The following is a 14,364-nucleotide window of genomic DNA, read 5'->3' on the forward strand; positions in this document are numbered from 1 at the left end:
TGCGTCTTTGCCGATGACCGAGTCGTTACTCTCCCTATCGCCCTCTCCAGAGATTTTAGTACTTCTGGTGCTAGGCATCGCGTTTATCGAGTCTCTCGCGCTGGTGGGGCTGCTGGTTCCCGGCGTTGTGCTGATGACAGCAGCCGCCTCCATGGCAGGGCATCAGATGATTGCCCTGCCATGGCTGCTCGGCGCGGCGTTCGTGGGCGCCGTTCTGGGCGATGGCGTGAGCTACTGGCTGGGCGCACGCCACCGCGATCACGTGGTATCACGCTGGCCTCTATCGCAACATCCCGAGTGGCTGGGTCGGGGCGCGCGCTTTTTCGAGCGCTACGGGGTCTACTCCGTGTTCATTGGCCGTTTCGTCGGTCCGGTACGACCGATCATTCCGCTCGTTGCGGGCATGATGCACATGCCCGCACGCACGTTCTTGCTGGCCAACGTCGCCTCGGCGCTACTCTGGGCGCCCGCCTACCTGCTGCCGGGCTATTTGCTGGGCCACACTTGGCAGCGGCGTCTCGACCTGCCTGCCAACGTGGAGATGGCCTTGCTCGTGATGGCCGCCAGCGTCGTGGGGTTGGCCGTCGTCTTCTCCTGGGGGCGCGCCCAGGTAGGACGGCACGGACGCGTGTATTATGCCGTAGCGCGTTTGGCTCGACGCGTGCCCGTCATGCGCCGCCCCTGGCTGGCCATGAGCCGTAGCGGCGAGGTGCCCTTGGCATCGCTGTTTTTATCGCTCCTCGCACTGACGCTGACCTGTGCCTGGACACTGCTGGTGGTACAGCATCCCGAACCGCTGATGATCGATCTTCAAGCGCAGCGGCTTTTTTCATGGCTAAGCGCCGACTGGCTAACCGAAACGAGCCTGCTTCTTGCTCAAATAGGCGATAAAGCGGGCATCGCCGCTCTGTCACTTCCCTGGGTCGTTTGGCTGACGTGGATCAAGCGGTGGGACGTGCTCGCGCACGGCGCAGCGGCCATGGGAGGCATCGGTGCGCTCAACACGCTGGGTAAGGCCGTTTTCGCCAGGCCCAGGCCCGAGACGCCGGAGTACCTCACGGGGTCGTTCTCCTACCCCAGCGCTCATACTTCGACGTGGGTCGTCATCGTTGGACTGCTCGCTGCCTTCGTGGCCTCGCGACTGCCTCGACAGCGACGTATGTGGGTGTATTGGTTGGCCATGGCCACGGCGCTGCCCATGGCGCTCTCACGCTTGGCCATAGGGGTTCACTGGCTGAGTGACCTCATCGGCGGCGCATTGCTGGGGTTAGTGGTCTGCGCGATGATTCAAATTAACTGGCAGCGCCGATACCGGGCACCGCTACCGCCACTCCCCTGGGCTGCGCTGCTGCTAGGGTCGCTGTTATGCGTGGGTACCCGCGTCGTGTTTTTCTCGCCCGTGTGATGGCGTGCCGCTTAGCCCAGCGCGAGCCACAGGCCGACACCTATCATCAACGTTCCGGCAATACGGTTTAGTAGCCTGACGTTCCCGCTTTTGCCCAGCAGCTTACGCAGCGTCTTACCGCCGGTCGCGTACACCAGCATACTGGCAAATTCGATGGTAAGAATGACTGCGATCAACATACTGAGCTGCGGCGCTAGCGGCTTGCTGCCGTCTAAAAACGGAGGCAGCAGCACCATGAAAAATGCCCACCCTTTCGGATTGGCGACTGCCGTGACCAGCCCTTGCATCGCCAATTGAAGCCGACCGGCTGCCGGGCCGGTATCCAGCTCACTGGGAATGGCCATCCGCCCGCGGGAGCGCCACATCATGATACCCAGATAAGCCAAATAGGCGCCGCCCACCCATTTGAAGGCGACGAACAGCTCTGGCTGACGTAACATCAGCGCGGCCACGCCCGCCCCTGCGGCGGCAGCCACGAACCCGACGCCAATCAGCTCTCCGATCATCATCCACAGCGTGCGTTTGACGCCTTGCGTCATCCCCAACACCATGGCCAGGGTCATACACATCCCTGGCGTTAACGAGACGAAAAGAAACGTAGGTACGAAGACCGAGAGCGTCGCCCATGACATCATGGCTCACCGTCCTTGTTTTGTGCATCGCGAGAGGTCGCGGTGGCGTGGGATTCTTCGCCCCAGCGCGGCATCAGGGTATGCGCAATCCCCAGCTGGTTGAGAATGCGGGCTACGATGAAGTCGATCAAATCTTCCAGGCGCTGCGGGCGGTGATAAAACCCCGGCGCGGCGGGGAGGATCACCACGCCCAGGCGGCTCAGCGCCAGCATGTGCTCTAAATGGATCGGTGAGAACGGACTTTCTCGGGGCACCATCACCAGCGTGCGGCGCTCTTTGATGGCGACGTCCGCCGCGCGCTCGATCAAATTATTGCTCGCGCCGGTGGCCACTGCCGAAAGCGTGCCCGTCGAACAGGGGCAAACGACCATCGCCGACGGAGCCCCCGACCCAGACGCCACTGGCGCCATCCAGTCCTCACGGCCAAAGCAGCGAATCTGCCCAGGCTGCGCACCGCTTCTTTCGGTCAGCGCCTCGACCAAACGCTGCGGCTGCGCCGGAAGGGAGACGTCGGTTTCCGTCGCAATCACCATATGCGCCGCCTTGGAAATCATCACCCACACTTCGTGCCCGGCGTCCACCAGCACGTCGATCAATCTCAAGCCATACTGCGCGCCAGAGGCACCGGTGAGGGCTACGGTTACCGGTGGTTTAAACGTCGTCGTCACTTCGCCTGCTCCCGCTTGGTTAATGCGTCCAGTAATCGCTCATGCACGCCGTCGAAGCCACCGTTCGACATCACCACGATACGGTCGAGGGGTGACGCCTGTGTGACCACAGCCTCGACCAGAGCGTCGATGTCATCAAACAGCGCGGCCCGCTCCCCTTGGGCCTTTACGAGCGACTCCATCGACCAGGCCACGCCGCTGGGCTGAAACCAGAACACGGCATCCGCCTCGGCGACGCTCTCGCTCAAACGCTCCCGCAGAGCGCCCAAGCGCATGGTGTTGGAGCGGGGCTCGATCACCGCCAGCAAACGTCCTTTGGTGGTAGCGGCGCGCAGGCCTTGCAGCGTGGCGGCAATGGCCGTGGGGTGATGGGCAAAATCATCGATGACCTGGATGCCGTTGACCTCTCCTCGAACCTCCTGGCGACGCCGTGGCGTTTGAAAGCGCGCCAGCGCCGCACAGGCACGCGCCAAATTCACCCCGCAAAGGCGTGCCGCGGCCAGGGCGGCCAGGGCGTTGCGGGCATTATGTTCGCCCGTAAGCGACCACTCCACGACGCCATCCTCTTCGCCCTGCTCACCTAAATGCAACACCTGAAAACGGCTGGCATCGGGACGCTCCAGTCGCAGCTGCCACTGGCTGCCGTGGTCGGTGCCAAAACGGATTACGGGAGACCAGGTCCCCATCGACAGCACCCGTTCCAAGGCGGGCTGCTGATCGGCCAGCAGCAGATGCCCTTGGCTGGGCACGATACGTACCAGATGGTGAAACTGACGTTCGATGGCAGCGAGGTCAGGAAAGATATCGGCATGATCGAATTCAAGGTTGTTCATCACCGCAACGTTTGGCCGGTAGTGAACGAATTTTGAGCGCTTATCGAAGAAGGCCGTATCGTACTCATCGGCCTCTACTATGAAAGGCGCATCGGGAGCCCCCAGCCGAGCGGACACGCCGAAGTTGCGCGGTACGCCGCCAATCAGGAAACCGGGCGATAGTCCGGCGCTTTCCAGCAGCCACGCCAAAAGGCTTGCGGTGGTGGTCTTTCCATGAGTACCGGCCACCGCAATCACGTGGCGCCCTGGCAGCACGTAATCCGCTAGCCACTGCGCCCCCGAGGTATAGCGCTGGCCACGATTGAGCAGTGCCTCTACCTCTGGATTTCCACGTGAGAGCGCATTGCCGACGATCACCACGTCGAAGGCCTCCGAGAGATTTTCCTCGCGATAGCCCTCCATTAACGTGATGCCCGCCTCGGCAAGCTGGGTGCTCATTGGCGGGTACACATTGGCATCGGAGCCGCTCACCTCATGGCCCAACTCCCGTGCGAGAAGTGCAAGGCTCCCCATAAAGGTGCCACAGATACCAATTATGTGTAGACGCATGGGCCGAGCGCTCCCTTCCTAACCATTTCAAACGATTGAACTTACTAGACACATCAATCAACGAGCGCTGAGATTAGCACGCCAAGCGGTGTTGCTCACCTCGTTCGCGGGAAGAGAGGGCGTGCAGGGTAGAGAAAGTGACAATGGAGGCGATTTATTGCAGGATGCGCCCACCCTTTCTTCACTATTTCCATTACCAGACCCTGCGCGGTGATCCGCAACCCAGGAGAGGAGTCCATCATGCGTCTATTGATTCGTTACTTTTTTAGAGGTGTTCGCGTTCTGCTGGCCCCGGTCATGCTGATCTCCGAGAAGCTCTCGACGCCCGCCTCCGTTACGCGCACGCCTGAAGAGCAGGCCGAGGTGGATGCCGCCTGCCAGAAACTCGCGCTCTACCAGTTTCGGACATGCCCCTTCTGCATCAAAGTGCGCAAAGAGATGGCACGACTGGGGCTCAATATCGAACGTCGAGATGCCCAGCTAGACCCCGACCACAAACAGGCCCTATTGGAGGGCGGCGGTAAGGTCAAAGTCCCCTGCCTGAAAATTGAGCATGATGACGGCCAAGCGACATGGCTCTATGAATCGGATGAGATCAACCGCTGGCTGCAGCAGCGCTTTGGCGCTCACTAACGGCCTTTAAAACTCCACCCTTTGCGCAACCAGCTCGAAGTGGACGTGAATATCGATGCCCTCCGACGTGTTGGGGGGCGTATTCGCGTCGCGTTGCAGTGCCAGCACGCCTTGAATCTCGCCTTTTAAATGTAGCTCGCGTCCCTGCTGCTCACCGTGGTTCAACGTCACGTCGACACTGCCCCCTTCCGAGGTATAGAGAGGTGGCATAGCCGTATGACCGATGAGCTGCATGACCTTGGCCGCGACGAGCTCGTCACCCTCCAACACGAAGCTCAGTACCAGCGCCTCTTGGGCATCCCACTCCAACGGGTCGATGAAGCCGGTAACCTCGACTTGGCGCTGATCGCCGACTTCCATGAACGTCGCATTGGAGTCGTCCCCCTGTCGTAATACGAACCAAGCATGCTCCTCACCGTCCAACGTTCCGACTATGTTCGCCGTTTCGTCAGCGCCTGCCAGCAGCGAGCCGCAGGTTAATGCACTGGCGAGCAGCCAGCCAACTCCTTGTTTGAACATCGTCTACTACGCCTTATGTGATCGGTTTGAGGCTAGCCTAACCCACCGCTGACACGCATCGACTTTTGTCTAATCCTATTGCTTCCAACGTGCGCCGTTAGCCCCATCATTTAGCAGATGAATGATGCCAGTCATTATTTCGATTGTATGACGCTATCACCTCTCTCTATGTTGTCAGCATAGCTTACGAGCTGACCGTGTCTGTTTTGCTGGTTCGTGACGCGCCTGCGACTCGCCCAGTAAAGCGAACAATAAACAACATGCATGGGAACAAAGATGACGCTCAAGAAGACACTACTGGCCTCCGTGATTGGTGCGACCGTAGCAGCAACTGCCATGTTGCCGATGACGGCTAGCGCTGAAACCCTGCGTATCGGTTATTCTGCCGACCCTGAAACCCTGGACCTGCATGAGCAGCTCTCGGGCGGCGTGCTGCGCTTTTCGCACCTTGCTTTCGATCCGCTGGTACGCTGGACCAAAGACTTCCAGTTCGAGCCGCGCCTGGCAACCGAGTGGGAGCAGGTCGACGACACCACCATGCGCATGACCCTGCGTGAAGGCGTGACCTTTCACTCGGGCAACCCTTTCACAGCAAAAGATGTCGTGTGGACCATTGAGCGTCTGAAAGAGAGCCCGGACTACCGCGCCATTTTTGACCCGGTGGCCAGCGCAGAAGCCATCGACGACTACACCGTCGAAATCACCACGTCTGAGCCCTACCCGCTGCTGTTGAACCTCGCCACCTACATTTTCCCGATGGATAGCGAGTTCTACACAGGCGAAACCGAAGAGGGTAACGACAAAGCCGAGATCGTCAAAGCCGGTAACTCGTTTGCTTCACGTAACGTATCAGGCACCGGCCCGTTCATCGTGACCGACCGCCGCCAGGGTGTCCGCGTCGACTTCAAACGTTTTGAAGACTATTGGGACACCGAAAGCGAAGGCAACGTTTCTGAAATCATCCTAACGCCGATTGCCGAAAACGCCTCACGCGTGGCGGCCCTGCTGTCTGGCGGCGTGGACTTCATCGATGCCGTTCCGCCCAACGACTTGGATCGTGTGCGTGACGCTGACGGTGTGGAATTGGTCGAAGTGCCCGGCACCCGTATCATCGGCTTCCAGCTCAACGAAGAGCGCGTTGAAGCCTTCCAGGATGCTCGCGTTCGTCAAGCCGTTGACCTGGCCATCAATCAGGAAGGCATCGCCGACCGTTTAATGCGCGGCTTCGCCACACCGGCTGGCCAGTTCTCTCCGGAAGGTTACTCTGGCCACAACCCGGATCTCGTTCCTCGCTACGACCTGGAGCGCGCCCAAGCACTCATGGCCGAAGCGGGCTACGAAGAGGGCTTCACCGTCGACATGATCGCGCCGAACAACCGCTACGTGAACGATGCGCAAATCGCCCAGGCGGTGGCCAACATGCTGGCACGCATCAACATCACGGTGAATCTGCGCACTATGCCGCTGGCCCAGTACTGGCCTGAGTACGACACCCGTCAGTCCGACATCGCCATGATCGGCTGGCACGCGGATACCGAAGATACCGCCAACTTCTTCCAGTACCTCTCGTTCTGTATCGATGAGGAGAGCGGTGCTGGCCAGTACAACTACGGCAGCTACTGCAACGAAGAGATCGACGCGCTGGTGACGGAAGCCGATGGCGAAACCGATCTCGAGAAACGTAACGAGATGCTGCGTGAAGCCGAAGCCATGCTGTATGAAGACGTAGGCTTCGTCATGCTGCACTGGCAAAACCTTGCCTACGCCGCAGCGGAAGGCGTTGACGTTGAACCAGTCGTTAGCGCACTGGACTTCCCCTACCTGGGTGACTTGGTGATCGAGCGCTAAGCCCCACGCAGAACCGATAACCCGCAAGGATGCTTCGCTCTCCAGTCATGCTGGAGGGCGAAGCGTTTTCTTTGGGCCGCCACGGCCCTGATGCGGCGCTTCTCTGATTAACCTACATAGGTGGCGTACGCCATGATTGCTTTTTTAATCAAGCGGCTGATGCACGCAATATTGGTGATGTTTGTCATCAGTGTACTGGCCTTCGCCATCCAGGATAACCTGGGTGACCCTGTACAGCAGATGGTCGGACAGTCGGTCCCTGAAAGTGAACGCGAAGCCATTCGTGAACGGCTGGGGCTCAACGACCCCTTCCTGGTTCAATACGTGCGCTTTGCCAAAAATGCCGTTCAAGGGGATTTTGGCGACTCCTATTTCTACCGCGAACCGGCGCTGGAAGTGATTGCTCGGCACCTGCCCGCTACCCTTGAGCTGGTTTTTGCCGCCACGCTGATAATCGTGCTGCTGTCGGTGCCCATTGGCGTTTATAGCGCGATCAAACCGCGCTCGCCCATCTCCCGATTTTTCATGGGCGCATCGATCATCGGCATTTCGATCCCGGTCTTCTTGACCGCCATCGTGTTGATTCAAATTTTTTCGATTGGCATCACCGTCTCGCTGTTCCCCGAAAGCACGGCTTGGGGCGCTTGGCTCAACGGCCTGCTCTCGACCGAGGGCAATATGCCGTCTTTTGGCCGTGGCTATGATTTGGTGCACGTCGTGGGCCACTGGGATACCAACCTAGTGACCTGGGACGGCTTGAAGCACTTGGTGCTGCCCGCCGTGTCGCTGGCGTCGATCATGCTGCCGCTGTTCATACGTTTGATTCGCGCAGAAATGATGGAAGTGCTGCAGTCCGAGTACGTGAAGTATGCCCGCGCCAAAGGGATCTCCATGCGTCGGGTCTATTTCGTGCACGCGCTGAAAAACACCATGCTGCCGGTGATTACCGTGGGCGGCGTGCAAATCGGTACTATGGTGGCCTACACCATTTTGACCGAAACCGTATTCCAATGGCCGGGCATGGGGCTGATGTTCCTTGACGCCATCAACCGTGCCGACATTCCGCTGATTGTTACCTACCTGATGATTGTCGGCGTCATTTTCGTGGTTACGAATACCATCGTGGATCTGATCTACGGCTTCGTGAACCCCACTGTAAAACTGACAGGTAAGCCCGCATGACCACGTCTACCACGTCCACTGCCCCAAGCCGCTGGGAGCGCATGCGCGACTCCTTCTTGTGGTACAGCTTCAAACGCGACCGCACGGCGCAACTCTGTTTGGCGGTCTTCATCTGCCTCGTCATTGCGGCTTTTTCAGCACCGCTTTTAGCGCCGACCGACCCTTATGACCTGGCGCAAATCGACATTCTCGCCTCCGAGCTGCCGCCCTTTTGGATCGATGGCGCCGACGAGATGTATACGCTGGGCACCGACGCACAGGGGCGCGACCTTTTGTCGATCATTCTCTACGGTACGCGGGTATCGCTGCTGATCGGTTTTGGCGCAGTGGCACTACAAGCCCTCTTGGGGGTGACCTTCGGCCTGATGGCCGGCTACCTGGGTGGCCGTGTCGATGCATTCCTGATGCGCCTGGCCGACATCCAGCTCTCGTTCTCGACGCTGATGGTGGCCATCGTCGTGGGTGCCGTGGTGAAAGCCACACTGGGCAGCGCGTTCTACAGCCAGTACGCCGTTCTGATGCTGATATTGATCATCGGCCTTGCTGAATGGCCCCAGTATGCTCGTACCGTGCGCGCCTCGGTACTGGCCGAGAAAAACAAAGAGTACGTGGATGCCGCCCGCGTCATGGGCCTGCGGAGTAAACGCATCATGTTCCGCCATGTGCTGCCGAACACGCTTTCACCGATCTTCGTTATCTCCACGGTGCAAATTGCCAACGCCATCATCTCCGAAGCGGCGCTGTCGTTTTTGGGTCTGGGTATGCCGGAAACGCATCCCTCGCTGGGTTCGCTGATCAAAGCAGGCTTTGACTATATTCAATCAGGCTCTTGGTGGATCACGTTGATCCCCGGTGCGGTGCTGGTAGTGCTGGTGCTGTCAATCAATCTTCTGGGCGACTGGCTGCGCGATGTCATGAACCCACGACTCTACAAAGGCTGAGGACACCATGGCACTTCTTGAAGTTTCTCAACTCGATGTCCGCTTTGCCCTGCGCCAGGGCGAAGTGCGCGCCCTGCGCGACGTGAATTTCACCCTGGAGCGCGGCGAGCGCTTGGGTATTGTAGGCGAATCTGGCGCGGGTAAATCCGTCGCCGCTTTCTCACTGCTGAATTTGATCGCCAAGCCCGGCTTTATTGCCGGGGGTAGCATTAAATTTGAAGGGAAAGAACTCAACAGCATGTCGGAGCGTGGCCTGCGCAAAGTGCGCGGCAACCGCATTTCGATGATCTTTCAAGATCCGATGATGACGCTGAACCCAGTGCTCTCCATCGGCGAACAGATGGTGGAGTGCTTAAAGGCGCATCGGCGTATTTCGACCAAAGAAGCGCGTGCCATCGCCCTGGATAAGCTGCGCCAAGTGCAGATCCCCTCTCCGGAAAAGCGTTTGGATCAGTACCCCCACGAGCTTTCCGGCGGGATGCGCCAGCGCATCATCATCGCCATCGCTCTACTGCTCGACCCGGACATCATCATTGCCGACGAGCCTACCACGGCGCTAGACGTGACGATCCAGGCCGAAATCATGGCGCTGCTGCTGGAGCTGTGTGAGCAGCACAACGTGGGCTTGATTTTGATTACCCACGACCTAGGTGTGGTGAGCCAAGTGACCCAGCGTATGCTGGTCATGTACGCAGGCCGCGTCATCGAGCAAGGCCCCACGCGGGAAATCATCAACGACCCGCAGCACCCCTACACGCAAGGTTTGATCAACGCACTGCCGCAGATGGCAACGCCTGGGGAAAAGCTCAATCAGATTCGTGGTAGCATGCCGTCGCTCTCTAACCTGCCCAGCGGCTGTGCGTTTCACCCCCGCTGCGACTTTATTAACCGTGCCGACGGTCAGCCTCGGCCTGCATGCACCCAGCAAGTCCCCGATTTCGTTGATTCTGGAAACTGTCGCGTGGCCTGTCACATGGTAGCGGAAATGCTGGAAGATCGCCGCTTGAAGGAGGAAAGCCTATGAACGCCCAGGCGGAAACGATAGCGACCATGCCAACCCAAAACGAAGAGAGTAGCGAGTCACTGCTACAAATTCGCGGTCTCAAAAAGCGCTTCTCACTCTCCGGTGATTTTCTGGAACAGCTACGTTTTAAAGGCGGCAAGCTGGTTCGCCATCAGGAGTATGTCCACGCCATTAACGGCGTGAACCTGGACATCAAACGCGGCGAAGCGCTCTGCGTGGTGGGTGAATCTGGCTGCGGCAAATCCACCGTGGCGCGAACGGTCATGGGGCTAATTTCACCTTCAGAAGGTGAGATTCGTTACGACGGCCAGCGCATCGACAATCTTAGCTCAAAGCAGCTCTTGCCCTACCGCAAGCGCATGCAGATGATCTTCCAGAATCCTTACGCGTCGCTAAACCCGCGGATGACAATTCAGCAAACCCTGGAAGAGCCGCTGCGCCTGCACCACCCCGACTGGAACCGCCAGCAAATCCTCGACAAAGTCGAAGACGTGATGCGCTCGGTGGGCATCGACCCGGACTGGGGTAAGCGCTTTGGACACGAGTTCTCCGGCGGACAGCGCCAGCGTATTGCGATTGCTCGCGCGCTCGCCGTCGACCCCGAATTTATCGTGGCCGACGAGCCCATTTCAGCGCTGGACGTATCGATCCAGGCGCAGGTGCTCAATCTTTTGATGGATGCTCAGCGAGATCGTCACCTGACCTATCTGTTCATTACCCACGATTTGGCGGTGGTCGAGCATTTTGGGACGCGGGTGGCGGTGATGTATTTGGGTACGGTATGTGAGGTGGCGACGACGGCAACGCTGTTTGCCAAGCCCCGCCACCCCTATACTCAGGCGCTGCTGTCAGCGATCCCCCGCCTGGAAGATGACCGCCCACAGCATATTCGTCTATCAGGGGAAGTGCCGACGCCGGTCAACCTACCTAGCGGCTGCGTTTTTCATGGCCGCTGCCCCCATGCCAACGCCCGCTGCAAACAGGAAATTCCTGCCCTGAAAACCCAGGATGACGGCACCCGCGTGGCGTGTCACGCTGTTGAGGAAGGCCGCCTATGAGCGCGGCCCTCTCAACCGCTATACGCTTGGCCGCTTTGCGAGGTAAGGCATGGAAATTCGCTGGCTAGAAGACTTCATCGCCCTGGCCAGAACGCGACACTTCTCCCGCGCCGCCGACGAACAGCACGTCACACAGCCCACCTTCTCCCGGCGCATTAAGCTGCTGGAAGAGGAGATGGGCGTTACGCTGATCAATCGGCAAACGCTACCGCTATCGCTAACGCCTGCGGGAGAAGAGTTTTTGACGCTATGCGAACAGGTTACCGACCGGGTTCGCTTAACACGCGACCGCGTTCGTGAAATCAGCGCCGGGCAGCAGCGGCGCATCATGGTGGCCGCACCGCAAAGTCTGCTGGCGCACTTTCTGCCGGAATGGCTCGCCAGCACCGGCTGGCAGGCGCGTATTCAACCGTATTTGCGCGCCACGGGCTGGGTGGCCAGCGACTACTTTCAAGCGCTTGCCCGGGCAGAGTGCGACTTGGCGATTTGTTACTGGCCCGTTGGGCGCTGCGATTTGGATATCGATACCAGCGCCTGTACGTATCGGGTGATCGGCCATGAGCGGCTGATCCCCGTAACCGGGCTGACGCGGGATGGCACTGCCTGCGCTTTGCTACCCGGCTCACGCCAGCAGCCAGTGCCGTGGTTGGCGTATCCCAAGCGAGGGCTGTTAGGCTCGGCGGTCAAAGCGCACCTGGCGCGACTCCCCCAAAGTACGTACCTAACGGCGCAAAGTGAGAACCTCTATGCAGCGGGCATCAAAGAACTGGTGCTGCTGGGCTACGGCATGAGCTGGCTACCCGAGCGCAACGTCGCGGCAGAGCTCGCCAGCGGCGCTCTGGTGAGAGCGGGTGACAGCCGCTGGGACGTCCCCATGGAACTGCGACTTTATCGTCACCAAAGCCAACACCACGCCGAACTCGATAGCCTGTGGAGCGAACTCACCCCGCCCCGACCTTGAAAGGATGCCTTTTATGTCAGCAACCCTACACCAACAGCAGCGCGAGCATATCGCGTCGCTACAGCGCGCTTACCAGCAGTGCATGGCGGCTCATCAGCTGGATAGCGTGGCGATTTATAGCGGCCACGCACGCAACCACTTTGCCGACGATCACGCCACCAGCTTTCAGTCTTACGGTCACTTCATCCACTGGGTCGGTCTAGCAGATGTTCAGCATAGCTGGCTGGTGATTCAACCGGATCAACGCCCTCAGCTCTATCTTTACGCGCCCGCCGACTTTTGGCACTTGCCGACACAGCTACCTGAAGAGCCGTGGGTCGCTGAGTTCGATGTGCACCTATGCGGCGATAAAATCACCCCACCGCTGTCAGGCCGAGCGGCTATCCTTGGCGATGTGACGGCGCTTGAAAGTGCCGCGCAGCTCGCTAACGTGGCCACGTTGCAACCTGAAGCGTTAGTTCGCGAGCTAGATGAGCTGCGGATGACGAAATCTGCTTATGAAATTGCCTGCCTGCGTGAGGCGAACCGGCTAGCGGTAGCAGGTCATCAGGCGGCTAACGCGGCTTTTATTGGTGCAGCCGCCGAGCTGGATGTGCAGCTCGCCTATTTGGGGGCCAGCCGACAGCGAGAATCGGACGTGCCCTACCAAAACATTATCGGGCTGAATGAGCATGCCGGGGTCCTACACTATCAGCGCTATGATCTGTCAGCCCCCAAGCAGCGTTATAGCCTGCTGGTAGATGCGGGCAAACGCTTTCGGGGTTACTGCGCCGATATTACTCGCACCTATGCAGGCCCAGATGCCCCCACCGAATTCGGCGCTTTAATCAGCGCCATGCACAGCCTCAAAGATACGCTGATTGCACACATCGCCCCTGGCGTCGATTTCGTTGCACTGCATGAAAAAATGCACCAAGGCTTGGCTGATATCTTGGTCGCACACGGGCTGTATACCGGCAGCGCAGAAAGCGCCGTGGAAGCAGGTATTACGAGAGCCTTTTGCCCCCACGGGCTAGGGCACTCGTTGGGTATTCAGGTACATGATGTGGCCGGGTTGATGCAGCCAGACGGCACGCCATCACCAGCGCCTCAAGCTCACCCTGCCCTGCGACTCACCCGGACACTGCAACCCGGCATGGTCGTCACCATCGAGCCAGGACTCTATTTCATTCCCATGCTGCTCGCCCCGCTGCGTAAGCAGACCCACCCCATCGACTGGACGCTGGTCGACCGTCTTGCCGTTTGCGGCGGCATTCGCATCGAGGACAATATTTTGGTGACGGATAGCGGCTCAGATAACTTAACACTGTAACGATTGGCCAACAAAAAAACGCCCGGCTCACGTCAGTGAGCCGGGCGTGTACCTAACAAGCCTTGATTAGAAGCGGTAAGTGATACCGCCGCCGATGGTCACAGGCTCGATATCGACTTCACCAATGGTGGCGCCAGCCGCGTTGATGTCAGCGCTCACGTCAGCGTAGCTAACGTAGCCGTTCAGCATGACGTTATCCGTCACTGCCAGATCCACACCCGCTTGGCCAATCGCGCCATAGCTCTCATCGATGCTCAAGCTAGCTGGCTCGCTAGAGAAGCTGGTGTAGTTCAAGCCGAGGCCTACGTAAGGCTGGACTTTGGAATCCAACCCACCCATCGGGTAGTAGTTCACCAGCAGGTTCACCGGCAGACGATCTACGCTACCTGCGCTACCGCCGGGCGTGGTGTTCAGATCATGCTCGAATTTTTCCGAGCTGTTGAGCTCAACGCCAAATTTGTCACTAAACAGGTAGCCCGCACCGTAAGTGAAACCACGTGCGCTTTGTACGTTGAGGTCTGCGCCACCAACGTTGCCATTACCTGAGCCCGTGTCCGTTTGGGCAACACCGCCGCGAACAAAGACATCGCCCGCTTCATAAGCCATAGCGGCTTGGCTCGCCATGAAAGCGCTGGCTGAAACGATAGCGGCGGTGATCAATTTCATTTTGCTCATCAGGGTCATCCTCTTGCATCTTGCTTGGGATTGGTGCTGGTCGACACCAGCTAACCTATACAATATATAGTATACGAACACTGTTTCCAAATTTCCTGTGAAATTTTATTATAGGTTTTCTGAC

Annotated in this window: 14 protein-coding genes; 9 read left to right on the forward strand and 5 right to left on the reverse strand. The window is 58.8% G+C overall.

The window, feature by feature from the left end:
* The first annotated feature begins 7 nt into the window (after positions 1-7).
* Positions 8-1,405, forward strand: coding sequence for a bifunctional DedA family/phosphatase PAP2 family protein (locus tag QIT27_RS15430; protein WP_285264342.1), 1,398 nt, complete (start codon positions 8-10; stop codon positions 1,403-1,405).
* 11 nt (positions 1,406-1,416) lie between these two features.
* Here QIT27_RS15430 and QIT27_RS15435 read toward each other — a convergent pair whose 3' ends face one another.
* Genes QIT27_RS15435 through mpl form a run of 3 tightly spaced genes read right to left on the reverse strand, consistent with a single transcriptional unit; the run spans position 1,417 to position 4,087 of the window.
* Positions 1,417-2,040 carry a LysE family translocator gene (locus QIT27_RS15435; RefSeq protein WP_285264305.1) on the reverse strand — a complete coding sequence of 208 codons (624 nt, stop codon included), beginning with the start codon at positions 2,038-2,040 and terminating at the stop codon, positions 1,417-1,419.
* A complete protein-coding gene (locus tag QIT27_RS15440; RefSeq protein ID WP_253018874.1) occupies positions 2,037-2,705 on the reverse strand; it encodes a flavin prenyltransferase UbiX in 669 nt (222 codons plus the stop codon). Before QIT27_RS15440 ends, QIT27_RS15435 begins: the two co-directional genes overlap by 4 nt.
* Entirely contained in the window at positions 2,702-4,087 is a 1,386-nt protein-coding gene (gene mpl, locus QIT27_RS15445) for a UDP-N-acetylmuramate:L-alanyl-gamma-D-glutamyl-meso-diaminopimelate ligase (RefSeq protein WP_285264306.1), read from the reverse strand. Before mpl ends, QIT27_RS15440 begins: the two co-directional genes overlap by 4 nt.
* A gap of 240 nt (positions 4,088-4,327) precedes the next feature.
* Between mpl and QIT27_RS15450 the strand changes: the two genes are divergently transcribed.
* The gene (locus tag QIT27_RS15450; protein ID WP_253018876.1) at positions 4,328-4,720 is read left to right on the forward strand and encodes a glutaredoxin family protein; all 393 of its coding nucleotides are present in this window, start codon (positions 4,328-4,330) and stop codon (positions 4,718-4,720) included.
* A 6-nt stretch (positions 4,721-4,726) separates the two neighbouring features.
* On the opposite strand, the gene QIT27_RS15455 is transcribed toward QIT27_RS15450, so the two are convergent.
* Positions 4,727-5,239: a hypothetical protein gene (locus tag QIT27_RS15455; protein WP_285264307.1), complete on the reverse strand. Its 513-nt coding sequence runs from the start codon at positions 5,237-5,239 to the stop codon at positions 4,727-4,729.
* Between the two features lie 276 nt (positions 5,240-5,515).
* On the opposite strand from QIT27_RS15455, the gene QIT27_RS15460 reads away from it, so the two are divergent.
* The 7 genes from QIT27_RS15460 to pepQ all read left to right on the forward strand — a co-directional run bounded on the left by QIT27_RS15460 (position 5,516) and on the right by pepQ (position 13,565).
* The gene (locus QIT27_RS15460; RefSeq protein ID WP_253018878.1) at positions 5,516-7,087 is read left to right on the forward strand and encodes an ABC transporter substrate-binding protein; all 1,572 of its coding nucleotides are present in this window, start codon (positions 5,516-5,518) and stop codon (positions 7,085-7,087) included.
* Between the two features lie 132 nt (positions 7,088-7,219).
* Positions 7,220-8,269, forward strand: a complete 1,050-nt coding sequence (locus QIT27_RS15465) for an ABC transporter permease (protein WP_285264308.1) — start codon at positions 7,220-7,222, stop codon at positions 8,267-8,269.
* Positions 8,266-9,210 (forward strand): ABC transporter permease, encoded by a 945-nt coding sequence (locus QIT27_RS15470; protein WP_253018879.1) that lies wholly within the window; start codon positions 8,266-8,268, stop codon positions 9,208-9,210. The genes QIT27_RS15465 and QIT27_RS15470 overlap by 4 nt, the downstream gene beginning before the upstream one ends.
* 7 nt (positions 9,211-9,217) lie before the next feature.
* Positions 9,218-10,234, forward strand: coding sequence for an ABC transporter ATP-binding protein (locus tag QIT27_RS15475; RefSeq protein WP_285264309.1), 1,017 nt, complete (start codon positions 9,218-9,220; stop codon positions 10,232-10,234).
* The gene (locus QIT27_RS15480) at positions 10,231-11,292 is read left to right on the forward strand and encodes an ABC transporter ATP-binding protein (protein WP_285264310.1); all 1,062 of its coding nucleotides are present in this window, start codon (positions 10,231-10,233) and stop codon (positions 11,290-11,292) included. Before QIT27_RS15475 ends, QIT27_RS15480 begins: the two co-directional genes overlap by 4 nt.
* A 49-nt stretch (positions 11,293-11,341) precedes the next feature.
* A complete protein-coding gene (locus QIT27_RS15485) occupies positions 11,342-12,253 on the forward strand; it encodes a LysR family transcriptional regulator (protein WP_285264311.1) in 912 nt (303 codons plus the stop codon).
* A gap of 13 nt (positions 12,254-12,266) precedes the next feature.
* On the forward strand, positions 12,267-13,565 hold the full coding sequence (pepQ, locus tag QIT27_RS15490) for a Xaa-Pro dipeptidase (protein ID WP_285264312.1): 1,299 nt from the start codon (positions 12,267-12,269) through the stop codon (positions 13,563-13,565).
* Positions 13,566-13,631: 66 nt separating this feature from the next.
* Here pepQ and QIT27_RS15495 read toward each other — a convergent pair whose 3' ends face one another.
* Positions 13,632-14,240: an OmpW/AlkL family protein gene (locus tag QIT27_RS15495; RefSeq protein ID WP_253018884.1), complete on the reverse strand. Its 609-nt coding sequence runs from the start codon at positions 14,238-14,240 to the stop codon at positions 13,632-13,634.
* Between the last annotated feature and the right edge of the window lie 124 nt (positions 14,241-14,364).

Source organism: Halomonas sp. LC1 (genome assembly GCF_030247125.1).
In the GTDB taxonomy this organism is placed as follows: Bacteria; Pseudomonadota; Gammaproteobacteria; order Pseudomonadales; family Halomonadaceae; genus Vreelandella.

Bases quoted from the DNA above. Each gene is read 5' to 3' on its own strand.
- QIT27_RS15435 (WP_285264305.1), bottom strand. From the start codon at position 2,040: ATGATGTCATGGGCGACGCTCTCGGTCTTCGTACCTACGTTTCTTTTC.
- mpl (WP_285264306.1), bottom strand. From the start codon at position 4,087: ATGCGTCTACACATAATTGGTATCTGTGGCACCTTTATGGGGAGCCTT.
- QIT27_RS15450 (WP_253018876.1), top strand. From the start codon at position 4,328: ATGCGTCTATTGATTCGTTACTTTTTTAGAGGTGTTCGCGTTCTGCTG.
- QIT27_RS15455 (WP_285264307.1), bottom strand. From the start codon at position 5,239: ATGTTCAAACAAGGAGTTGGCTGGCTGCTCGCCAGTGCATTAACCTGC.
- QIT27_RS15460 (WP_253018878.1), top strand. From the start codon at position 5,516: ATGACGCTCAAGAAGACACTACTGGCCTCCGTGATTGGTGCGACCGTA.
- QIT27_RS15465 (WP_285264308.1), top strand. From the start codon at position 7,220: ATGATTGCTTTTTTAATCAAGCGGCTGATGCACGCAATATTGGTGATG.
- QIT27_RS15470 (WP_253018879.1), top strand. From the start codon at position 8,266: ATGACCACGTCTACCACGTCCACTGCCCCAAGCCGCTGGGAGCGCATG.
- QIT27_RS15475 (WP_285264309.1), top strand. From the start codon at position 9,218: ATGGCACTTCTTGAAGTTTCTCAACTCGATGTCCGCTTTGCCCTGCGC.
- QIT27_RS15480 (WP_285264310.1), top strand. From the start codon at position 10,231: ATGAACGCCCAGGCGGAAACGATAGCGACCATGCCAACCCAAAACGAA.
- QIT27_RS15485 (WP_285264311.1), top strand. From the start codon at position 11,342: ATGGAAATTCGCTGGCTAGAAGACTTCATCGCCCTGGCCAGAACGCGA.
- pepQ (WP_285264312.1), top strand. From the start codon at position 12,267: ATGTCAGCAACCCTACACCAACAGCAGCGCGAGCATATCGCGTCGCTA.
- QIT27_RS15495 (WP_253018884.1), bottom strand. From the start codon at position 14,240: ATGAGCAAAATGAAATTGATCACCGCCGCTATCGTTTCAGCCAGCGCT.